Origin of the sequence: Micromonospora sp. WMMD714 (assembly GCF_029581315.1) — a bacterium.
Classification (GTDB): Bacteria; Actinomycetota; Actinomycetes; order Mycobacteriales; family Micromonosporaceae; genus Micromonospora; species Micromonospora rifamycinica.
The window spans coordinates 1,828,497-1,851,069 of sequence record NZ_CP120744.1; the positions used below are offsets into that span (position 1 = coordinate 1,828,497).

16 protein-coding genes and 1 pseudogene are annotated in these 22,573 nt (G+C 72.8%); 7 read left to right on the forward strand and 10 right to left on the reverse strand.

The genetic code is table 11. From position 1 onward, the window contains the following. Nucleotides 1–148: 148 nt before the first annotated feature. Both pyrE and O7625_RS08205 read left to right on the forward strand, forming a co-directional pair. The gene (gene pyrE, locus O7625_RS08200; RefSeq protein ID WP_067309992.1) at nt 149–688 is read left to right on the forward strand and encodes an orotate phosphoribosyltransferase; all 540 of its coding nucleotides are present in this window, start codon (nt 149–151) and stop codon (nt 686–688) included. 57 nt (nt 689–745) lie between these two features. Beyond that, entirely contained in the window at nt 746–1,123 is a 378-nt protein-coding gene (locus O7625_RS08205; protein WP_007454255.1) for a metalloregulator ArsR/SmtB family transcription factor, read from the forward strand. 383 nt (nt 1,124–1,506) lie between these two features. Here the strand turns inward: O7625_RS08205 and O7625_RS08210 are convergent. The 7 genes and pseudogenes from O7625_RS08210 to O7625_RS08240 all read right to left on the reverse strand — a co-directional run. After that, nucleotides 1,507–2,280 (reverse strand): annotated as a pseudogene (locus tag O7625_RS08210) (DedA family protein); the annotation flags it as partial. Between the two features lie 234 nt (nt 2,281–2,514). Continuing rightward, a complete protein-coding gene (locus O7625_RS08215; RefSeq protein ID WP_282345279.1) occupies nt 2,515–4,071 on the reverse strand; it encodes an LPXTG cell wall anchor domain-containing protein in 1,557 nt (518 codons plus the stop codon). Between the two features lie 189 nt (nt 4,072–4,260). Then, a complete protein-coding gene (locus O7625_RS08220; protein WP_282345280.1) occupies nt 4,261–6,771 on the reverse strand; it encodes a polynucleotide kinase-phosphatase in 2,511 nt (836 codons plus the stop codon). Beyond that, nucleotides 6,768–8,207, reverse strand: coding sequence for a 3' terminal RNA ribose 2'-O-methyltransferase Hen1 (locus tag O7625_RS08225; protein ID WP_282345281.1), 1,440 nt, complete (start codon nt 8,205–8,207; stop codon nt 6,768–6,770). The genes O7625_RS08220 and O7625_RS08225 overlap by 4 nt, the downstream gene beginning before the upstream one ends. A gap of 245 nt (nt 8,208–8,452) precedes the next feature. Next, the gene (locus tag O7625_RS08230) at nt 8,453–10,051 is read right to left on the reverse strand and encodes an LPXTG cell wall anchor domain-containing protein (RefSeq protein WP_348773993.1); all 1,599 of its coding nucleotides are present in this window, start codon (nt 10,049–10,051) and stop codon (nt 8,453–8,455) included. A 197-nt stretch (nt 10,052–10,248) separates the two neighbouring features. Further along, nucleotides 10,249–11,772: an LPXTG cell wall anchor domain-containing protein gene (locus O7625_RS08235; RefSeq protein WP_282345282.1), complete on the reverse strand. Its 1,524-nt coding sequence runs from the start codon at nt 11,770–11,772 to the stop codon at nt 10,249–10,251. Nucleotides 11,773–11,863: 91 nt separating this feature from the next. Continuing rightward, complete coding sequence (locus O7625_RS08240) at nt 11,864–12,076, reverse strand: hypothetical protein (protein ID WP_067310009.1); 213 nt, start codon at nt 12,074–12,076, stop codon at nt 11,864–11,866. A gap of 122 nt (nt 12,077–12,198) precedes the next feature. Between O7625_RS08240 and O7625_RS08245 the strand changes: the two genes are divergently transcribed. Both O7625_RS08245 and fbaA read left to right on the forward strand, forming a co-directional pair. Beyond that, nucleotides 12,199–12,582 carry a phage holin family protein gene (locus tag O7625_RS08245; protein ID WP_282345283.1) on the forward strand — a complete coding sequence of 128 codons (384 nt, stop codon included), beginning with the start codon at nt 12,199–12,201 and terminating at the stop codon, nt 12,580–12,582. Nucleotides 12,583–12,727: 145 nt separating this feature from the next. Continuing rightward, nucleotides 12,728–13,750, forward strand: a complete 1,023-nt coding sequence (fbaA, locus tag O7625_RS08250) for a class II fructose-bisphosphate aldolase (RefSeq protein WP_282345284.1) — start codon at nt 12,728–12,730, stop codon at nt 13,748–13,750. A 176-nt stretch (nt 13,751–13,926) separates the two neighbouring features. Here fbaA and O7625_RS08255 read toward each other — a convergent pair whose 3' ends face one another. Then, nucleotides 13,927–15,132 carry a hypothetical protein gene (locus O7625_RS08255; RefSeq protein WP_282346856.1) on the reverse strand — a complete coding sequence of 402 codons (1,206 nt, stop codon included), beginning with the start codon at nt 15,130–15,132 and terminating at the stop codon, nt 13,927–13,929. A gap of 373 nt (nt 15,133–15,505) precedes the next feature. On the opposite strand from O7625_RS08255, the gene O7625_RS08260 reads away from it, so the two are divergent. Further along, entirely contained in the window at nt 15,506–15,934 is a 429-nt protein-coding gene (locus O7625_RS08260; protein ID WP_067310022.1) for a DUF3151 domain-containing protein, read from the forward strand. 136 nt (nt 15,935–16,070) lie between these two features. On the opposite strand, the gene O7625_RS08265 is transcribed toward O7625_RS08260, so the two are convergent. Both O7625_RS08265 and O7625_RS08270 read right to left on the reverse strand, forming a co-directional pair. Continuing rightward, entirely contained in the window at nt 16,071–17,825 is a 1,755-nt protein-coding gene (locus O7625_RS08265) for a chromosome partitioning protein (RefSeq protein ID WP_282345285.1), read from the reverse strand. A gap of 873 nt (nt 17,826–18,698) precedes the next feature. After that, the gene (locus tag O7625_RS08270) at nt 18,699–19,712 is read right to left on the reverse strand and encodes a hypothetical protein (RefSeq protein ID WP_282345286.1); all 1,014 of its coding nucleotides are present in this window, start codon (nt 19,710–19,712) and stop codon (nt 18,699–18,701) included. 123 nt (nt 19,713–19,835) lie between these two features. Between O7625_RS08270 and O7625_RS08275 the strand changes: the two genes are divergently transcribed. Together O7625_RS08275 and O7625_RS08280 are read left to right on the forward strand one after the other, a co-directional pair. Beyond that, nucleotides 19,836–21,125, forward strand: a complete 1,290-nt coding sequence (locus O7625_RS08275) for an adenylosuccinate synthase (RefSeq protein WP_067310033.1) — start codon at nt 19,836–19,838, stop codon at nt 21,123–21,125. 255 nt (nt 21,126–21,380) lie between these two features. Further along, entirely contained in the window at nt 21,381–22,361 is a 981-nt protein-coding gene (locus O7625_RS08280) for a type IV toxin-antitoxin system AbiEi family antitoxin domain-containing protein (protein ID WP_282345287.1), read from the forward strand. Nucleotides 22,362–22,573 lie beyond the last annotated feature (212 nt).

The following is a 22,573-nucleotide window of genomic DNA, read 5'->3' on the forward strand; positions in this document are numbered from 1 at the left end:
GACGCCCGGTCGGCCTGACATCGAACCACAACTCTGTCCGTGTGATCGCGCAGCGTAGCCGTCCATCGCCAGCCATCGGTCGCTCATGCGACGGATCCGGGTGGGCCGCACACACGTCGCACAGACTTGAGCAGTACCCTCTATCGGCATGGGGGACCACGACGACCTGCGTAAATTCATCACTGACCTGGCTGTGGTCCATGGCCGGGTCGTGCTCTCCTCGGGGCGGGAGGCGGAGTGGTACGTCGATCTGCGTCGCGTGACTCTCCATCACCGGGCCGCTCCCCTGGTCGGTCGGGTGATGCGGGAGCTGACCGCCGACTGGAATTACGACGCGGTCGGTGGGTTGACCCTGGGTGCCGATCCGATCGGCATCTCGATGTTGCACGCCGCCGCGGAGACCGCTCGCCCCCTGGACGCCTTCGTCGTCCGCAAGGCCGGCAAGGCGCACGGTCTCCAACGGCGGATCGAGGGTCCTGAGGTGGCCGGCCGGCGGGTACTGGCGGTGGAGGACACCTCGACGACGGGCGGCAGCGTGCTGACGGCCGTCGAAGCTCTACGCGAGGCCGGGGCGGAGGTCGTGGGTGTGGCGGTCGTCGTCGATCGGGGCGCCGGCGACGTCGTACGAGCCGCCGGACTGCCGTATCGGGCGGCCTTTACGTTGGCTGACCTCGGCCTTGTGGCGTAAAAATTTGCCGATTCGGATCTGCTGATATGCAGGCGGATCGATGCTGCTGGTGGAAGGATGGAATACGTGGGAACTGCGTTGGCTGAAATGACCATGCCTCAGATCTCGCCGCTTGCCGGCGAGCCGATCGAACGTGCCGACGCCGAGCGGCTGGCGGGGGTCCTCAAGGCCCTCGCCGACCCCGCCCGGCTGCGGCTGCTCAGCCTGATCCAGTCGGCGCCCGAGGGCGAAGCGTGCGTGTGTGACCTCACCGCGCCGCTCGGCCTCTCGCAGCCGACGGTCAGCCACCACCTCCGCATCCTCACCGAGGCCGGCTTGCTGGAGCGGGAGAAGCGTGGTGTGTGGGCCTACTACCGGCTGGTGCCGTCGGCGATCGCCACGATCGCCGACCTCCTCACGCCGCCGCGCAAGCGGGCCACCAAGAAGGCCCGCTGACTGCACCCGTCGCCCCCGCCGGGGGCGGCGTCCGATGGCGTACCAGGGGTGGCGTCATCGGGTGGTGACGGCTGCCCGTCACCGGTCAGTTCGCTGATCCACCACCGTGCCCGCGGTGGAGTACGTGCACGCGACAGCCGGCCCTCTCCCCGGGGGCCGGCTGTTCGTCGTCCCGCATCCGCCGGTCAGCGGCCCTGCCCGTGCTCCGGGTACCGTCCGCTGTCCGACGGCGGCTGGGGCCGCCCGTAGGTCTGCGGCGGGAACTGCTGGTCGGGGCCGTGTACCCCGCCGGGCTGCCCGCCGCCGTAGGGCTGCTGCCCACCGCCGTAGGGCTGGTGCTGCCCGTCGTGGGGCTGCCCGGACTGCGGCTGGTCGTGGTGGTGGTGGTGCTCGACGGCGTCCCGGACGGCCTCGACCGCCCCGACCGCGCTCGCGGCGGCGATCACGGCGACGGCCTCACCGCGCCGACGCGCCTTACGGTCGCGCAGGAACTCGAAGAAGATCGGCAGTACCGAGATCAGGATGATCAGCGCGACCACCGGCAGGATGTACCGGTCGATCTTGTCGCCGATGGCGCTGTAGATCTGGTCGGCGAGCAGGTAGCCGATCAGCAGGATGCCGTCCACCCAGAGGATCGCGCCGACGACGTTCCAGAGGAAGAACTGCTTCGCCGGCATGCCGAGCGCACCCGCCACCGGGTTGAGGAACGTCCGCACGATCGGAATGAACCGGGCCAGCACCACGGCCTTGGCCGGGCCGAACTTCTGGAAGTAGAACTCCGCCTTCTCCACGTACTCCTTCTTGAAGAGCCGGGAGTTGGGGCGCTCGAACATCTTGCGGCCGTACCGGGCGCCGAGCCAGTGCCCGAGCTGGGCACCGGCGATCGCGCAGAGCGGGCCGCCGATCAGCAGCCCGGCCAGGGAGAGCCGGGTGCCGCTGCCGAAGATCGCGTCGGCCACCGGCGACGCGGCCACCCCGGCCAGGAACAGCAGCGAGTCGCCGGGGAAGAAGAACCCCACCAGCAGGCCGGTCTCGGCGAAGAGGATCACCCACACGCCGACCAGACCGAAGGTCTGGAGCAGATCCTTGGGGTCGAGCGGATTCAGCGCGACCGTCTCGGCGACCACCCGCGTCTTCTCACCTGTGTCCACGGCCACACACCATACCGAGCCCGGGAGGCGCCGGTCGCGGCACGCGTCCCTCCGGTCGGCGACTCACCCACCAGACCGGCCCGGCCGGGCCACCGAGCACCCGGCGTGGTGGGTCCGGTGAGGCCAAGAACGCGCCTGACCGGGCCACGACGCACCCGACCGGGCCGAGCCTGCCCGGCCCGGCCATGAAGCGCCGGGCCGAGCCTGCCCGGCCATGAAGCGCCGACCGGGCCGGTCCGGTCAGGCCACGAAGCGCGACCGGCGACGGCGGGCCGCCAGGTAGCTGCCGGCCCCGGCCAGCAGCAGCAGGCCGCCGACGGTGGCCACCAGGCCGGTCGGGGAACCGGTGATCGGCAACGAGCCGTCGTCGCCGCCCTGGCCACCCGAGGCGGGGTTGACCAGGATCCTGGCGGTGTCGTTGCGCGGGTCGAGGTCCTCGGTGTCCTGCGGGCCGTAGAGCAGCTCGGTCGTGCCGGTCAGGGTGCCCGCCCGGTCGATGCGGAACGAGAACGGCAGGGTGACCTTCCCGCCCGGGTGGATGACGTCGTACTGGTAGCAGAGGTAGGCGCGGGCTCCCGGCCGGCCGCCCTCCTCGTCCTGGATGTCGGCGTCGAGGCAGTTCCTGGGTGCCTTGACGGCGGTGACGCCCTTGGGCACGGTCATCTTGACGATGGTGTAGAAGTCACGGCCGCCGTTGGACGACGAGGCCGGTCCCCGGTTGGTGTAGCCGATGGTGACCGGCACGGTCGCGCCCACCTTGGCGGTGACGCGCACCTCGTCGGCCGCCAGGTCGGCCCGCTGGTTGCCGGTGACGGTCAACTCGACGGCGGTCTCGTTGTCGGCCGGCCTGACGTCGGTCTGGGCCGCCCGGGACGCGCCGGGCAGGCGCGCACCGGTCGGCTCCAGCCGCAGCACACCGCCGGTGCCCTGCTGGTCGAGGGTGTACCTGGACTGCACGTCCGCCCAGTCCTGCGGGGTGAACCAGGTGGCGGTGCCGGTCTGGGTGTTCGGTGCCGAGACGTCGCCGGGCACGGTGACCCCGAAGCCGCCCCCGACCCGGAACGCCCGGCCCGGCGCGATCTCGTCGTCGAAGGTGCAGACGAACAGGTTCGGCGTCCAGTTGGTCAGCCCGCCCCTGCTGCCGTAGCGGCAGTTCTGGTAGCGCTTCGACGGGGTGAGCCCGTAGGCGGCCGACACCAGGAGCACCACCCCCCGCGCGGTCTGCTGACCCCGGTTGCCGACCGACAGCCCCACCGGCACCGTGGCACCGGGGCCACCGGTCAGCGTCACCGCCGGACCGGCCACCAGATCGACCCCCTCACCGATCAGGACGGTCGAGGCGGTGCTGCTCGTGCCCGACGCGGTGGTCGTCACGGTGAACCGGATCCGGCCCTCCTGCTCCACCCGGGCGCCCGGGCGGGGGCGCACCGACAACGCGAGCAGCTCGGGCGCGTCCTCCTGGTAGGCCGTGCAGGTCAGCACGGTGCCGGCGCGGGTGCAGGCCGGGGCGGCGGGGCCGCGAACCTCGGCGAAGGCGTCGACCGCGCCGAAGTCGACGGTGATGGCGTAGCTGTCCCGGAGTTTCTCGCCCGACGTCCGCAGGACCACCGTCCTGTCGGGTCCGTCCGGGGCCAGGGTGACGTTGTCGGCGGAGATGGTGAACCCGGCCGCCACGACCCCGCCGGGGGTGGCTCCGGGGCTGGCCGGGGCGGCGGGCGCGGGGGCGGCGGTGGCGACGACACACACGCCCACCACACCGAGTCCGGCCAGCCAGCGACGCATCGCGTGCTTGCGCATCAGCGGATCCTGTCCTGAGAGGAAGGGCTACGGCGGTCGTCGCAGCCTAGGGAATCCGTCCCGGCCGGGGCGTCCCGCGACGAGGGGTGGCGACGGAACGGACCGAACGACCGGCGATTCCACCCCAACGGCCCGGGCACCCCGACCGGTCGACCCATCACGGCACGCCCAGCAGCCCGGGACGGGCGGTCAGAGCCGGGGGTCGACCGGCTCGGACTCGCAGGCGAGGATCGCGAAGACCAGTGCGTGCCGCCGCCACAGCGGGACGTCGGCGACGTAGGCGTCCAGGGCGGCGAGGCCGAGCGCGTGCTCACGCAGCGCCAGCCCCCGCTTGCGGCCCAGCGAGCGGCGACGCAGCGCGGCGAGCTGGGCCGGATCGGTGTACCCGGGACCGTAGATGATCCGCAGGTACTCCCGGCCCCGGCACTTGATCCCCGGCTGGAGCAGCGAACCCCGCGCCGACCGGGCCGCCGGGCCGGCGTACGGCTTGACCACCATCCCCTCGCCACCGGCCGCGGTCAGCGTCGACCACCAGTCGGTGGCCGCCGCCACCGCCGAGGCGTCGGACAGCTCCACCACCTGTCGCCGGGTCGGGGTGAAGAACTCCGGATCGGCGGCGCAGAGCCGGTCGGCCAACGCCAGGTGCCAGCCGTGGTCCCGGTCGGTGAAGGTCACCTTCGCCCCGGCCAGCACCGCGAACGGCGCCAGTGTCACCCCGCGCAGCCCCTCGACGGGGGCCACGTACGCCCGGTAGGCCGCCGAGTACGCCTCGATCTCCGCCCGACGGGCCGTCATCCGGTCCCGCAGCGCGTCCACCGGCAGCCCCCGGGCCGCCGCCGCGTCCAGCGCGTCCAGCGCCGCCGGCAACACCGCCCGTCCGGCCGCGCCGACCCCGGCGTACTGCTCGCGGATCAGCCAGTCCGCCTTCGCCGACCAGGGCAGCAGCTCACCGTCCAGCAGCAGCCGGTCGGTGCCCAGCTCGTCCCACAGCCCGGCCGCGCCGACCGCCGCCCGGACCCGGTCCAGCAGCTCCCCGTCCAGCGGCGGGCCGAAGAACGGCCGACCGGTCCGGGTGTGCACCACCCCACCGCCGAACGGCCCCGGCTCCCGCTCGACCAGCACCACCGCCCGGGAACCCATGTGCTTCTCCTGGCACACCACCCGTTCCACCCCGGCCGCCCGGTAGTCGGCGAACGCCTGCGCCGGGTGCTCCAGGAACCCCGTCACGGTCGACGTCGAACACGGGGCCATGGTCGGCGGCAACCAGACCAGCCGACCCGGATCCACCGCGAACCGGCTCATCACCTCCAGCGCGGCGGCGGCGTTCTCCGCCGGCACGGTCAGCGTCCCGTAGGCGTGTTCCAGGTGCCGCCGCCCGGTCACGTCGGCGAGGTCGAGCACGGTGTCCGGGCGGGTCGGGGCGAACAGCGGCCGGGCCGGGGCGTACCACTCCCGTCGGGCGTCGACCGCCACCAGCTCCCGTTCCGGGTAGCGCAGCGCGGTGAGCTTCCCGCCGAAGACGCAACCGGTGTCGACGCAGATCGTGTTGTTGACCCACTCCGGCACCGGCGTCGGGGTGTGCCCGTACACGACGGTCGCCGCGCCCCGGTAGTCGCGCGCCCACGGGTAGCGCACCGGCAGGCCGTACTCGTCGGTCTCGCCGGTGGTCTCGCCCCAGAGCGCGAACGAGCGGACCCGGCCCGACGCGCGGCCGTGGTAGGCCTCCTTCAGGCCGGCGTGCGCCACCACCAGCCGGCCGCCGTCCAGCACGAAGTGGCTGACCAGGCCGTCGATGAAGCTCGCCACCCCGGTCACGAACGCCGGGTCCTCGGCGTCGAGCTGCGCCATCGTCTCGGCCAGGCCGTGGGTGAGTTTGACGTCCTGGCCACGCAGCTTGCGCAGCAGCTTGTGCTCGTGGTTGCCCGGCACGCAGATCGCGTGCCCGGCCGCCACCATGCCCATCACCAGGCGCAGCACGCCGGGGGAGTCCGGGCCGCGGTCCACCAGGTCACCCACGAAGACGGCGGTACGACCAGCCGGGTGCGCCGCGTCCACCGGGCGACCCGCGTCGTCGCGGTGCAGCACGAAGCCGAGCCGCTCCAGCAGCTCCTCCAGCTCCGCCCGGCAGCCGTGCACGTCACCGACGATGTCGAACGGCCCGGTCAGCTCCCGCCGGTTGTTGAACAGCTTCTCCAGCCGGATCCGCGCGGCGTCGATCTCCTCGACCCCGCGCAGCACGTGCACCCGGCGGAACCCCTCCCGCTCCAGGTGCCCGTACGACCGGCGCAGGTCCCGCTGCATCCGGGCCAGCACCTGCCGGCCGTGCGTGCGGTCGGCGCGGGCCTCGGTCCGTTCCCAGGCCACCGCCTCCGGCACGTCCAACACGATCGCCACCGGCAGCACGTCGTGCTCCCGGGCCACCCTGACCAGCCCGGCGCGGGCGTGCGGCTGGAGGTTCGTGGCGTCGACCACGGTGAGCCGGCCCCGCCGCAGCCGGACCCCCGCCACGTGGTGCAGCGCCGCGAACGCGTCGGCCGAGGCGGACTGGTCGTTCTCGTCGTCGGCGACCATCGCCCGGAAGGCGTCCGAGGCGAGCACCTGGCTGGGGGCGAAGTGCCGGGCGGCGAAGGTGGACTTGCCCGAGCCGGAGACGCCGACCAGCGCCACCAGGGCGAGTTCCGGAATGTCGAGGGTGGTCATCGGGTCGCCTCCCGGCTGCCCACGGCGGTGAGGACGGCGAGCTGGGTGGGGTGGCCCAGCTCGGGGTCGTGGTCGCCGACCCCGCTGATCGTGGCCGTGTAGCCGTGCTCGGCGGCCACCCGGTCGACCCACGCCGCGAACTCGGCACGGGTCCACTCGAAGCGGTGGTCGGGATGCCGGAACCGGCCCGCCGGCAGCCCCTCGTACCGCACGTTGTACTCGGCGTTGGGGGTGGTCACCACGACCGTGCCCGGCCGGGCGTGCCCCAGCACGGCGTCCTCCAACGCGGGCAGCCGCGCCGGATCCAGGTGCTCGACGACCTCCATCAGCACCGCCGCGTCGTACCCGCGCAACCGGTCGTCCCGGTAGGTCAGCGCCGACTGCCACAACCGGACCCGGTCCTGCTGCCGCTGGGGCAGCCGGTCCAGCCGCAGCCGGCGGGCGGCCACGGTCAACGCCTGCGGGGCGACGTCCACCCCCACCACCTCGGTGTAGCGGCGGTCGGCGAGCAGCGCGGTGAGCAGCGCGCCACCGCCACAGCCCAGGTCCACCACCCGGGTCGCGCCGCTGGCCGCCAACGCGGCGAGCACCGCCTCGCGTCGCCGCACCGCCAGCGACGCCCGCCGGGGGTCGCCGTCCGTCGGGCCGGCGGCCTCGTCGACACTGTCGTCCGCCGCGGGTACGTCGGCCAGCCGCAGCTCGGCCAGCCGGACCAGCGCCTGCCCGGCCAACGCCCGGCGGTGCGCCAGGTAACGCCGGGTGATCAAGGCCCGTTCGGGGTGGTCGGCCAGCCAGCCGGCCCCGGCCCGCAGCAGTTTGTCGATCTCGTCCGGGGCGACCCAGTAGTGCTTGGCGTCGTCCAGCACCGGCAGCAGGACGTACAGGTGGTTGAGGGCGTCGGCGAGCCGGACCGTGCCGGTCAGGCCGAGGTCGACGTACCGGCTGTCACCCCATTCGGGGTGCTGTTCGTCGAGCGGGAGCGGGGCTGCGGTGACCGCCCAACCGAGCGGGGCGAACAGCCGTACCGCCAGCTCCGCGCCGCCCCGGCAGCGCAGCACCGGCACCCGGATGCCCAGCGGGATCGCCGTGCCGGCCAGCTCCGGCCGCTCCCGGGACACCCCGCGCAGCGCGGAGCGGAACACCGTGGACAGCGCGGAGGACAGCAGGCTGGACGCGGCGTAGGCGCGGTCGTTGACGTACTGCCCGAGGGTGAAGTGCTCCGGGGTGGACGCGCTCCGCCGCCGCCCCACCCCGAGTCGCTGCGGATCGACCTCGACCAGCAGGGCGGCGGTGCACCGCTGCTCCGTGGCCTCCGGGTAGAACACGTGCGCGGTGCCCGCCGGCAGGTCGAACTCCTGCACCCGGTCGGGGTGCTTGACCAGCAGGTAACCGAGATCGGTCGCCGGCCGGTGGGTGGTGGTCAGGGTGAGCAGCACCCGCCCATGATCCCAGTGCGGCCGATCCGGCGTCGTCCTCATTTCCCCAGGGACCGTCGCTCCCCGGGGCCGCCGCTATCGGGGCCTCAGCGGGCCGGGTGCCCGGGTCGGGGCTTCAGTGGTCCGGGTGCGCGGGCGGCGGCGCGCAACGCCCGGCGGGCCGGCCCGGTCGGGTGCGCGGGCGGTGCAACGCGACGTCCCGCCGACCCGGGCGGGTCGGCGGGGCGTCGGAGGTGCAGCGGAGATCAGGCCACGAAGCGGGTCCGGCGGCGGCGGGCCACCAGGTAGCCGGCGGCACCGGCGGCGAGCAACAGCGCGCCGACCCCACCTACCAGGGCCGTCGAGCTGCCGGTGATCGGAAGCGGGCCACCGTCACCGGCGCCCGCGCCCCCGTCACCCCCGCCGGGGCCGTCCGTGCCGCCGTCGGGGCCGGTCGCGTTGACGAGCAGCTTCGTGACGTCGTTGGCCGCGTTGGTGTCCTCGGTGAACCCGTCGCACGCGCACTTGGCGTTGATCGTCACGGTGCCTGCGGCGTCCGGGACCACCTTGTCGATCCGCAGGCCGAACGGGAAGGTCTGCTTCTCGTCCACGGCGAGGTAGACGTCAGGGAGGCAGCGGTACGCCTTGGCGCCAGGCGTGCCGGCCTCCGACCAGTCCGCGTCGCCATCGTCGAAGGGCATGCAGGTGTCGGGCACCTCGACGGCGGTGGTGCCGGTCGGCAGGACGACGTCCACCTTGGTGACGGGGGTGCCGCTACGGCTGAAGTCCAGCGACGCCGGTCCGTCGTTACGGACGCCGACGGTGGCACCGACCAACTGACCGGCCTTGCCCTTCACCGAGTTGCCGATCGCGGCCAGGTCCGTCCCGTTCTTACCGGTGGCCTTGACCACCATGCCGGACCAGTTGTTGTACGGGTCGGTGTCGGACTGGAGACCCCGCCGGTTGCCGCCCTTGTCCAGGCTGAGTTCACCGCCGTCGCCGGGCTTGCCGATCGAGACGCCCAGATGCGCCAGGTACGTCGTGAAGTCCTCGAACTCCGCCACCGTCATCCAGTTGTGGTAGCCGTAGCTGCGGCCCGGGGCGTAGGCGTCCTTGCCGAGCAGGTACGGGACGTCAGCGGTCCAGCTCTCGCCGGGAGCCGCGACGAGGTCGGTGAAGCTGCACGTGCGCAGCTGGTCACCCTCGTAGGTGCAGTTGCGGTACTTCTTGCCGGGGTGGATGGCCCGGTCGTGGTCGAAGACCGCCACGGCACCCTTGACGGTGCTCTGCCCGACGTTCTGCACCGTCAGCGGGGCGGTGAAACTCCCACCGGGGGCCGTGGACCGCGTCGCCTCGGCGCTGCCGGCGAGGTCGACGCCCTCGCCGACCCGGACCTTGGCGGTGTGGCTGGCCGACTTGGCACCGTCCGCGCTGACCGTCACCTTCAGGTCGCCGCTGTCGCCGTCCTGGGCGTCGGCGGTCGGCGCGATGACGACGTTGAAGTAGCCGCCGATGCCCCAATCCTCGAGCTCGACCTCGAATGGGTCGGTGCAGACCAGGACGCCCTGCTGCGGCGAGGTGCAGTCACCGCTGCCCACGTTCTCCGGATTGACCGTCACCTTTCCGCTGAGCCCGGCGAAGTCGTAGCGCACGCTCAGGCCGCGCAGGACGGCCGGCACGGAGCTGTGCAGCGTGGGCGAGTTCATCTTGCCTTCGGAGCCGAGTGCGACGGTCGTGTCATCGAAGTAGACGCCCAGATTGACCTTCGCGCTCTCGGCCGACGCCGGGGTGGCCGAGGCGGCGACGAATGCTCCGGCCACGCTCAGCCCGGCGAGCCAGCGCCGGGTCGAGTGCTTGAGCATCATGGATTTCCTCCCGTGGGTGAGCGGTGAAGCCTGCGAATCCTATGGATCTCGCGCTTCCCGTGCTGCCCGTGATGCCGCGCGGGTCGAGAGAGGGGCCGAACGGCGGGCTGAACCGACACAACGGCCGGGTCGGCTCCGTGGACGGTTGCGGCGACCCGCCGGACCGGGTCGCCGACGGGATGGATGGTGGAGGAGGATCAGGCGACGAAGCGGGTCCTGCGACGGCGGACCAGCAGGTAGCCGCCGAGGCCGACGGCGAGCAGCAGCCCACCCAGGGCGACAGTGGAGGAGACGGCGCTGCCGGTGATCGGCAGCGAACCGTCACCGTCCGGATCTCCGGCGCCGCCACCGTCGGCGGCCGGCAGGATCACGATCTCCGCCCGGTCGTTGCGGGGGTCGGTGTCGGCGTCGACGTCGACGGTCACCGCCCCGGTGACCCGGCGGGTAAGCCGGTCGACGTGCAGGGTGAACTCGTACGGGATGGTCTGCTCGGGCCAGGCGCCATCCCCGGGACCGCTGCACATGTAGGCCCGGGCGCCCGGCTGGCCGTCCTCGCCGCCAGGCCAGTTCCCGTCGATGTCCGGGCGGCACCCCCACGGCACGGCGACCGCCGTCGTGCCTTCGGGGATGGCGAGCCGCACCAGAGGCATCTCCCGCCACGTCTCCACCACCCCCGGCCCCAGGTTGCGGAGCCCGACCGTGACCTTCACCTGGTCGCCGACCCGTGCCCGGGCCTGGTCGCCGACGGCTGCGGTGTCGGCCGGTTGGTTGCCGGTGAAGGTCAGGCGGACGTCCGTCCAGTTGTTCGAGGTGTCGGTGTCGGTCCGGGCTGCCGCGTTCTGCGGTACCAGGCGCAGCTCGCCACCGGTGCCGGGGGTGGTGGGCGGTAGCGGCTCGCTCGGCTCCTTCTCGACCAGTGCCCAGTCGTCGGCGGTCCACCACTGGAGCCGGTTGGTCACCACCAGACCGGTTCGGGCGATCCGGTAGGTGCTGAACGGCAGCGGCTCGGAGAACCGGTAGGTGACGCCCGGTTCGAGTTCGGTGTCGAAGTGGCAGATGAGCGGGGTGCCTTCCTGGAACCGGCAGTTGCGGAACTCGCCGCCGTACTTCACTAGCCAGTCGGTGTGCAGGGTGAGCACGACGCCGCGTACCGGGTCGGGCCCGGCGTTGCGTACGGTGCTGGTCAGTTCGACCCAGTCACCGGGGTCGGCGCTCAGCGCGGTCGTCGGCGCGGTCTGCAGATCCGTGGCCCCGGTGACGCCGACCGTGACGGTGCGGGTGGCGCTGACCCCGACCGACGTGGCGACGATGGGCAGGGCGACCCGCGAGTCCAGTGGCGCATCGGAGCGGGCCGCCACCTGGAAGAGCAGGGTGGGTGCCCGGCCTCCCTGGTCGAACTGGGCGATGCAGCGCAGCTTCAACCCGTGGCGTCCGCAGCCCCAGCCGCGGCTTCCCGCGGTGACGGTGCCGATCGCGTTCACTTCGGACAGGTCCAGGTCGACATGGAGCATGATGCCTTTGCGGGCGATGTGGCCGGCACTGAACTGGACCCGGACGTTGCCTGTGCCGCTGTGCCCCGGGGCGACCAGCAGGTTCCGGGAGTCGACCTGCAGCTTCCCGGCGGTGGTGGCGGCGGCAACCCCGCCGGTGGGGACGGCGGCGGCGAGTGCGCAGGCGGCGGCGAGTGCGGCGAAGCACCGCTTCAGGTGATGCCGGGGCATGGGCTGTCCTCCCGGGAGGTTGCGGAAAGTGGTCAGCCTCTCACGCTGACCGCATCGCGCGTCGCCCCGCCGCGCCGGTGGCCTCCCGCCGTCAGCGGTAGTCGTCCTCGTCGGCGGTGACCACCCGGGCCTGCTCCATCGCGTCCCAGTCGTCGACCTCCAGGCCCCGGTGCGGCTCGGCGTCGGTCTCGTCCGGGCCGATCACGGCGGCCTGCTCCACCGCGTCGGCCGGCTCGGCCTCGGGGTCGCGCTCCTCCGGGTCGAGGTGGTCCGTCGGGGTGAAGTCCTCGTCGGGCTGAGCCATCGTCCCTCCCTGCTTCCGGTGGCCTACCCGTCCACCGTACGGGCTGGTGGGGGCGGTCGCCCGGAGGCGCGGGAACACCGGAACGCCCCACCGGGACGACCGGGCGGTGCCAGGATGGGCCGGTGGGCTTCCTGATCCGACTGGTGATCACGGCGATCGCGCTGTGGGTCACCACGCTGATCGTGCCCGGGGTCGACGTCTCCGGGCGCAACGGTGCGAACACCGTCCTCACCCTGCTGGTGGTGGCGCTGATCTTCGGCGTGGTCAACGCGGTGCTCAAGCCGGTGATCAAGGTGGTCGGCTGCGTGTTCTACCTGCTCACCCTGGGGTTGTTCGCGCTGGTCGTGAACGCGCTGCTGTTCCTGCTGACCGACCGGATCGCCCGCGCCCTCGACCTGCCGTTCCGGGTGGACGGTTTCTGGGCCGCCTTCTGGGGTGCCATCGTGATGGCCGTGGTGACCTGGCTGATCAGCGTCGTCGTGCCGGACCGTCGGGAGACCCGGTGAGGCCGACCGGTGGACGGTCGCCGGGGCGGTGGTGTCCGCCGCCGCCTCCTGCGGGATACTGCCGACGGTGGACAGCGCGGTCCGGCGCACCGATGGAAGTCAGCGGCCAGCGCGGCCGAGAGCGGTAAGTTAAGGAGCTTTTCACATGCCCATCGCTTCCCCCGAGGCTTACGCGGAGATGCTGGACCGGGCCAAGGCCGGCCGGTACGCGTACCCCGCGATCAACGTGACCTCGTCGCAGACCCTGAACGCGGCGCTGAAGGGCTTCGCCGACGCGGAGAGCGACGGCATCATCCAGGTCTCCACCGGTGGCGCGGAGTACCTGTCCGGCCCGTCGGTCAAGGACATGGTGACCGGCGCGGTGGCGTTCGCCGCGTACGCGCACGAGGTGGCCAAGAAGTACCCGGTCAACGTGGCGCTGCACACCGACCACTGCCCGAAGGACAAGCTGGACGGCTTCGTCCGGCCGCTGATGGCCATCTCCCAGGAGCGGGTGAAGGGCGGCCAGGAGCCGCTGTTCCAGTCGCACATGTGGGACGGCTCGGCCGTGCCGGTGGCGGAGAACCTGGAGATCGCCGCCCAGCTCCTCGACGAGGCCGCCAAGGGCAAGATCGTCCTGGAGATCGAGGTCGGTGTCGTCGGTGGCGAGGAGGACGGCGTCGAGAACGCCATCAACGACAAGCTCTACACCACCGTCGAGGACGGCCTGGCCATGGTCGAGGCGCTGGGCCTGGGCGAGAAGGGCCGCTATATGGCGGCGCTGACCTTCGGCAACGTGCACGGCGTCTACAAGCCGGGCAACGTCAAGCTCCGCCCGGAGATCCTCAACCAGATCCAGGAGGCGGTCGGCGCCAAGTACGGCAAGGAGAAGCCGCTCAGCCTGGTCTTCCACGGCGGCTCCGGCTCGCTGCTGGAGGAGATCCGGGAGGCGCTCGACTACGGCGTGGTGAAGATGAACATCGACACCGACACCCAGTACGCGTTCACCCGGCCGGTCGCGGACCACATGTTCCGCAACTACGACGGCGTACTCAAGATCGACGGTGAGGTCGGCAACAAGAAGCAGTACGACCCGCGTACCTGGGGCAAGCTGGCCGAGGCCGGTCTCGCCGCCCGGGTCGTCGAGGCGTGCGAGCACCTGCGCTCCACCGGCACCCGGATGAAGTGACCCTTCCGCCTGTTCCGCCGACGGCCGGCTCCCCGCCCGGGGAGCCGGCCGTCGGCGTTCACAGCGGTGACCGGGACGGCTGTCGGGTGGTCGTGGCGGTGGCCGGGGACGCTGTCCGGCGTTCGCGGCGGCGACCGGGCGTTGTCCGGCGTTCGCGGCGGTGGCCGGGGCGGACGTCAGGCGGTCGCGGTGAGGACCCGGACCGCCTCCCGCACGTCGTCGGTGAGGTGGATGCTGCCGGACAGGTCACCGAACGGCGAGCCGGCGAACAGCGGCCGCAGCAGCGACTCGATCGGCAGCTCCCCGGTCCAGTACGCCCGGTCCAGGAAGACGTACGCGCCGCTCGCCCCGTCCGTGCCGTAGTACGTCTTCGTCGCCGCCTGGAACACCTCCTGCACGGTGCCGGCCCGGCCGGGCGCGAAGACGATCCCGCCCCGGGCCAACCGCAGGATGGTGTCCTCCCGGATGGCGTTGGAGAAGTACTTGGCGATCCGGCCGGCGAACAGGTTCGCCGGCTCGTGCCCGTACAGCCAGGTGGGGATGGCCAGCCCGCCGGACCGGGCCCAGTCCAGGCCGGGGCCGCGCTGCTGCGGCACCGTGGCGGCGTAGCGGTCCCGGACCGCCAGCGCGGCGGCCGTGTACCGGTCGTGGTCGGTGAAGTCGGGGGCCACCGCCAGCAGGTCGATCGCGGAGTCCAGCTCCCGTGCCGGCCGGGCCGCGAGGAACGCGCCCAGGTTGGCCGCCTCCATCACCCCCGGGCCGCCACCGGTCACCACCAGCCGGTCGGCCCGCGCCAGCTCCCAGCCCAGCACCGCCGCCATCCGGTACGGCGCACTGCCGCGCGGCACCGCGTGCCCGCCCATCACCCCCACCACCGACTGTGGCCCGTGGGTGGCCAGCCAGGTGCGGGTCGCGTCGGCCAGGGCGTTGTCCACCCCGTGGTCGTGCAGCCGCTGACCGAGCGCCTCCTTCACGTCCGGCAGGGCGCCGCCGTGGGCGCGGAAATGGTCGTAGACCCGGGTGTCGTACATGCCGGCGAACCCGGCGTCGGCGAACCCTTCGGCCAGGTCGGTCGGGGTGTAGAGGTGGGCCGGTTGGGTCGGGTAGGGCAGGCCCGAGAAGGGCGGGACCACGTTCGCCCCGCGCCGGACCAGGTCGGCCCCCACCTCCCGACCGGCGAACCGGCAGCCCACGAAGAGGGTGCCGGCCACGTCGGTGGCGGTGAGGTCGGGAATCGGATCGAGATCGAGGCGGAGCCCCTGCACGGTCAACCCGGCGAGGCTGCCGGCGACCAGGTGGCGGTCGAACTCGGCCCGGGTCTCGATCTCGTCATGACTGGTGTCGTGCGGCGCGAGGACGTCCGCGGGAGGTGGGGTCGGCACCCCGCCATCCTGCCCCCAGCCCGCCACCACCGCGCGGCGACCGGGGTACGACGACAGGAGCCCGGTGACCGAGGCCACCGGGCTCCTGCGTAACCGGGTCCTGGGGAGGCTCCGGACCCATAGTTGTAGTGGAAAAAATTACCGGGCGGCATGGGCCACAGGGTCGGCCGACGGCGACCGCCGGGATCGACCATCCGAGCCGGGAGGTCCACCGGTGGGGCCGCCGGGCCGGTACCGTCGGCCGACGGTTCACCCGATCGGACCGACGGTTCACCCGATCAGGTCACAGGCGTGATCCAGACCTCCGCCGTTCAGCCAGCGTACCCACCCGACCCCCTCGCGCCGCGCGGTGCGAAGCGGGTTGAATGGGGCGATGCAGAACCTGTTGCCTGAGCCTCCGGCCACCCTCCTGCCCGCCCACGAAGAGGCGGACGCCGCTCTGGCCGCCGCCGCGGAAACGGGCACCGACGAGGCGTACGCCGAGGTCGCGGCCCGCTTCCCCACCCACAGCGCGGCCTGGGCGGCGCTGGCCACCCGGGCCCTCGACAGCGGCGCGGTGATCGCGGCCTACGCGTACGCCCGCACCGGTTACCACCGCGGTCTGGACCAGTTGCGGCGCAACGGCTGGAAGGGGCACGGCCCGGTCCCGTGGTCGCACGCCCCGAACGAGGGCTTCCTCCGCTGCCTCTACGTGCTGTCCCGGGCCGCCGGGGAGATCGGCGAGGCGGACGAGGCCGCCCGGTGTGCCCAGTTCCTCCGCGACTGCGACCCGGCGGCCGGGGACGCCCTCGCCAGCGCCTGACCCGCCCGACGGCCTCACCCTGTCGTGCGGCCCGCCCCGACTCCAGTCGGGGCGGGCCGTCGGGGTCCGGGAACCAGGGCGGGGCGTCCGGTCCGGGGACCGTGGCGGGCTGTCGGGGTCCGGGGTCCGGGGTGGTTCAGAGCCCTTCGGCCACCGCGGCGGCGATCTTCAACCAGGCGTCCCGGGTGGCGGAGGAGAGCCCGCCGTACCGGATCGGCTCGCCGGTGTCGATCAGCCGCTCGTACGGCGCGAGCAGCACCGCCCTGGTCCGGGCGGCGAAGTGTTCCTGGATGGCCGGCAGGTCGATCTCCTTGCGGGACGGCGGCATGGACACCACCGTGACCGCCTGCCGGACGAGCCGCTGCCGGCCGCTCTGCTCCAGGTGGTCGAGCATCCGGGCGGCCGTCTCCGCCGAGTCGTTACGGGCCGACATGGTGACCACCAGATGGTCGGTGGCGTCCATCGCGGCCTGCCAGTTCTGTGCCCGGACGTTGTTCCCGGTGTCCACGAAGATGAGCTTGTAGAACCGGCTCACCACCTCGCGGATCTCGGCGAACGCCGCCGCCGTCAGCATCTCGCCGCCGGTCGCCGACTCGTCCGAGGCGAGCACGTCGAACATGCCCTCGCCCTGGGAGCGGACGTACTGCGACAGGTCGCCGATCCGGCCGTGCGGCCCCTGGAACTGCCCGAGGTCCCGCAGCATGTCCCGGACGGTACGGGAGTGGAAGTCCTGCTGCGCCCGCATGCCCAGGGTGCCCTGGGTCTCGTTGTTGTCCCAGGCCAGCACGTAACCGCCGCGCTTCTGCCCGAAGGTCATCGCGAGCAGCAGGATGGCCACGGTCTTGCCGGCGCCGCCCTTGGGGTTGACCACTGTCACCTGGCGCAGCCCGCCGAAGTTGCGGCGCACCATCTCGATGTCCCGCTTGACCTCCTGCTCGTGCTGCCCCGGCGGGAGTTTCACCAGGCCGATCTTGTTGACCATGGCGCGGACGCCCATCGTGGCGACCGGGTCGGCCGGCCTGATCTGGCGACGGCGGGCGAAGTCCTCGGCGGTCGGCGCGATCCCACTCTCCGGCGACCACCCCAGATCCGGGTACCCGGCGAGGGCTGCCGGGTCGGGATACGCCGGCGCGGGCGTCCCGCCCGGGGTCGGCTGTTCCGGCCAGGACGGCCGGTACCAGCCGCCGGGCGACTGCTGCTCGGGCGACTGCTGCCCGGGCGGCACCGGTCCCGTCGGTCCCGTCGACCCCGGCCGGAGTGACCCGGGAACCACCGGTCCGGTGCCGGTCGGGCTGCCTTCGCCCGGGTCGGATCGGCTCGGACCGGCGTGTTCCGGTCCGGGTCCGGTGGGGTCGGCCTGTGTCGTGGCGGTTCCGGTCTGGCCGGCCTGCGCCGGTCCGGGTTCGGTCGGATGGGCCTGTGTCGTGGCGGTTCCGGTCTGGCCGGCCTGCGCCGGTCCGGGTTCGGTCGGATGGGCCTGTGTCGGTCCGGTTCCGGTCGGGTCGGGCACGGTGGGAGGAGGCGATGGTGAGACCGGTGCCTGGGGCAGGGACGCGTCGGGTGCCGGGTACGGGGGGACGACCGTCACGCCTGCCTCCGGTGGGTGGTCGACCGACGGTGCCGGTTCCGACGGCGACGGACCGGGCACCGCCGCCGACGGTTGGCTGACCGCGCGAACCGGCACGGCGGCACCGGCCACGTCGTCGACACCGACCGAGACGCGCTGAGGCGGTAGCGCCCAGGGGGATTCGCCCCGGCCGGCGTGCTGGGCCGGCACCGCCGCCAGACCCGTCGTAGCTGGATCAGGCTCGTGGATCTTGGAGGATTTCGGCCCCTCCAGGGGCCGAAATCCTCCAAGATCCAACTCGGTCGGGTCGGTTCCGTTGGTCATGACGTTCCCATTGCTCGGACGGGCCGACGGGACAGGGTGAGGTGCACCTTCCGGCAGTTCCGCCTCGGTGGACGGAGCAGGCCCGAGGGTGGGTCCGGCCGGCTGTGACGGTGCGCCGGCGAGCGACGGGTCCAGACTGAAGGGCAGATCGAGATCCACCGCACCGACCTGGTCCGGCACCACCGCGGACGGTTCCCGGCCAGCCACACCCCCGACCTCCGGCCGGAACCCGGCTGTGGACGGTCGGGCCGGCGTACTACCCCCGGCCTCCGGCCGGAACGCGGCTGTGGACGGTTGCCGGGCCGGCGTGCTACCCCCGGCCTCCGGCCGGAGACCGCCGGAGTTGGGACGCCGACCGTCGTACCCCGGTGGGCCGTCGCGCCGGGGCTGTTCCTCGCGCCGGGGCTGTTCCTCGTGGCGGGTCAGATCGCCGTACCCGGGCCGGCCGTCGTGGGCGGGAGCATCGTCGAACGCGGCCACCGGACCGTCGCCCGACGGGGTGCCGTACCCGTGGAAGCCGTCATAACCGTACGGCGGATCCGGGGCGGGGAACCGCGCGGGGTCCTGGTGGGCGGGCGTCCAGCCATCGCCGGGCGGGGTCCAGCCACTGTCGGGCGGGACCGGCGGCACTTCCAGGGCCAGCGACGGGTACGCCGTCGGTGGGTACACCGGGGTGGGCTCGCTGGCCCACTGGGGCACCGGTTCGGCCGGGTCGGGCGGCCAGAGCGGTTCGATGTCCCGCCCCGGCCCAGGCTGCTGGCCGGAGGGTCCTGCCCGGTCGGCGTTGTCGTCCACCACGGATCCTCTCCATTCCTCCCGTCGAGGATAGGCGTCCCGTTCCCACTACGCCGGGTGACGGGGGGCGGGTGGTGGTCAGCCCGTGAAGACCGCCCAGGCTGCGGGCTCGGTCCACCAGGACCGCTTGCGGCTCAGCTCACCCTCGGCCCCGTCGTCGAGGAAGGGCACCCGGTCGTCGCGGGGGATCACGGCCACCGCCCGGCCCCGGGCCCGACGTACCTCGTAACGGACCTTCTTCTTCCTGCCCAACGTCGGGCGGGTCGGCACCGGAACGGCCACCGCGACCTCCACCAGACCGTCGGCCGGATCGGGGGCGGTGAGCAGCGGTAGCGAGTCGAGGGTGGCGTACCCGCCGGCGTTGCCGATCGCACAGGCCAGGATCGGGTCCGTGCCGTCGGAGAGCACCGCGTCGTCCACCTCGACCCGGCCGCGCCAGAGCAGCGGCCGGCCGGCGTCGTCGGCGGCGCCGAGCAACGCGCCGTCCAGGGTCACCGAACCGCCGTCGTTGCGCAGCAGGTCGAGCCGGCGTACGCGGCCGTCGAGCACCGCCGTGGCCACCGCCGCCGAATCCCGGGGCAGGCCGAGCTGCCCGGCCAGGTCCCGGTGCGGGCCACCCCGGGCGGGGTCGAGCGGGAGTACGCCGATCGGCGGCAGATCGGGCAGCGTCCGGTCGCCGGCCAGCTCGGCCGGGCGGCGGCTCGGCGGTGGGGCGTACCGACGGACCAGCCGGCGCACGACGGCGCGCAACTGGGCGTCGCTGGCGGCGGCGACCACCAGCCGGACCTTGCTGTCCGGGTCGGGCCAGGTGAGGCCGTCGGGGCGGGCCGGGGCGTCCAGCCGGGCCAGCACCTCGTCGATCCCGGCGTCGGAGCGGGCGGTGACGGTCTCCACCCGGGCACCCCGGGTGGTCAGCGCGTCCGCGCAGGCCAGCACCGGCACACGCGGCGTCTCGCAGCGCTCCCCGTCCGGCGGCGCGGCCGGTTTCCCGGTGGCCTCGGGAGCACCGCCACAGCAGGCGTCGCCACTGCCGCAGCCCCCACCGGGAGCGTCCCGGTCCGAGCCGAGAGTGAGCAGCACCACGTCGTACACCCCGGGCCTCCTGCCTTCCGACGCGAACCCCTGCCGGCCACGCCGTTCCTACTTGTTAGCCTGACACCCCGGGCTCGCCAACCGGTCGCCACCTGGCACCCGAGCCTTCTGGAGGCGGAAAAGATGCCAGCGATCGTGCTCATCGGTGCTCAGTGGGGCGACGAGGGCAAGGGCAAGGTTACCGACCTGCTGGGTGAGCGGGTCGACTACGTGGTGCGCTACTCCGGCGGCAACAACGCCGGCCACACCGTGATCACACCCGACGGGCAGAAGTACGCGCTGCACCTGATGCCGTCGGGCGCGCTCTCCCCGAGCGCGATGATCGTCATCGGCAACGGGGTGGTGGTCGACCCGAAGGTGCTGCTCGCCGAGATCGACGGGCTCGCCGAGCGCGGGGTGGACGTGTCCCGGCTGCGGATCTCCGGCGACGCGCACCTGATCATGCCGCACCACCGGGCACTGGACCGGGTGGTGGAGCGCTACCTCGGGTCGTCCCGGATCGGCACCACCGGGCGCGGCATCGGCCCGGCGTACGGCGACAAGGTCGCCCGGATGGGGATCCGGCTCCAGGACCTGCTCGACCCGGGCATCCTGCGCAAGAAGCTGGAACTCGCCCTGCGGGAGAAGAACCAGCTGCTGTTCAAGGTCTACAACCGCAAGGCGATCGACGTCGAGGAGACCGTCGAGGAGTATCTGCGGTACGCGGAGCGGCTCAAGCCGTACATCGCGGAGACCCGGGTGATGCTCTGGGACGCCCTCGACCGGGGTGAGACGGTGCTGCTGGAGGGTGCCCAGGCCACCATGCTCGACATGGACCACGGCACCTACCCCTTCGTGACCTCGTCGAACCCGACGGCCGGTGGGGCGTGCGTGGGCGCGGGCATCCCGCCGACCGCGATCACCGGGGTCATCGCGGTGAGCAAGGCGTACACCACCCGGGTCGGGTCCGGCCCGTTCCCGACCGAGCTGTTCGACGACAACGGGCAGCACCTGCGCAAGGTCGGCCACGAGTACGGCACCACCACCGGCCGGGAGCGGCGCTGCGGCTGGTTCGACGCCGTGGTCGCCCGGTACTCCTGCCGCCTCAACGGCGTCACCGACCTGGTCATCACCAAGCTGGACGTGCTCACCGGCCTGCCGAAGGTCCCGCTCTGCATCGGGTACGAGATCAACGGCGAGCGTTTCGACGACATGCCGATGACCCAGACCGACTTCCACCACGCCACCCCGATCTACGAAGAGCACGACGGTTGGTGGGAGGACATCAGCAAGGCCCGCACCGAGGACGAGTTGCCGGAGAACGCCCGCCGCTACATCGCCCGCATCGAGGAGATCACCGGCACCCGCGTCAGCGTGGTCGGTGTAGGCCCCGGCCGCGAAGAAAACGTGGTCCGCCACCCCCTCCTCCCCTGACCCCCCGCCCCTCCCCGCCCCCCGCTCGCCCCGGTGATCAAGAGCTTTACGTCAACATCCGGCGACGGGTTGACCCAAACCTCTTGATCACCGGTGTCTGACGGGTTGGTGTGCGGTGATCAAGAGGTTTGGGTCAGGGATGGCGCGTGATATTGATGTAAATCTCTTGGTCACCGATCGATGATGGTTGGTTGTCCACAGGGTTTTCCACAGGGGTCGACGTTCTTGTGGATGGTGGGTGAGGGTGGGGCGGTGATGCCGCTCGAACTCATCCACCGTGTTGCCCTCGGGCAGGACGGGATGGTCACCACCAGGCAGGCCCTGGCGGCCGGGCTGACCCGTGACCGCATCAGACAACTCTGCCGCTCCGGCCGGTGGACGAGGCTGTCCCGTGGCTGCTTCGCGCCGGGTGGGGGACCGCCCGGCGCGACACCCGACCGGGTCCGCATCCGGGCGGCGGTGACCAGCCTCGGCCCGGGTGCCTTCGCGGTCCTCGGCAGCGCGCTGGAGCTGCACGGCATCACCGGAACACGCCGGCACCCGGCCATCCACGTCTCGGTACCGGTGGACCGGCCCCGCCCGCAGCGACGCACCGACTCCGCGCTCGTGATCCATCAACTGACCGTGGACCCCGACGACATCGTCGACGTGGGCGGCATCCCCGCCACGTCACCATTGCGTACGGTGACCGACCTGATCCTCCGGCTGGGCCGGTATCCGGCGGTGTCCGTGCTCGACTCGGCGTTGAACCGGGGGTTCGTCACCCCGGAGGGCCTGGCGACCGTGCCGGCGCTGGTCCGGGGCCGACGAGGTGCCCCGGCGGCCAGGAGCCACCTCGGTGAGGCGGACGGGCGGGCGCAGTCACCGTTGGAGACCTGGGCGCGGTTGCGGTGCGTCGACGGTGGCGTCCCACCCGACGTGCTGCAACTGGAGGTCCGTGACGAGGACGATCACCTGCTCGGCCTCGGTGACCTGGCCTGGCGCGCCGCCCGGCTGATCGCCGAGACCGACGGGGCAGGTCCACACGGTACGCCCGAAGCCCTCTTCGCCGACCGCCGTCGGCAGAACCGGCTGGTCAACGCGGGCTGGAGGATCCTCCGATTCACCTGGTCCGACGCTCTCCGCCCGGACTACATCCCCCAGACGGTCCGCCAGGCGATGTCCACCATCCGCCACCCAGTCCACCCCACCATCCCGCACTGGCCCCCAACGCACCCACCCGCCCACCCCCGGTAGTCCCCACCCACCCCGGCAGCCCCACCCCACCGGCCCCCACCCCGGCAGCCCCGCCCTGCCGGCCCTCACCCCGGCAGCCCCACGCCCCACCGGCCCTCACCCCGGCAGCCCCACGCCCCACCGGCCCTCACCCCGGCAGCCCCGCCCCACCGGCCCTCACCCGGCCCACTCTGCCCTCCTCCCGGTGATCAAGAGGTTTGCGTCAATCGATC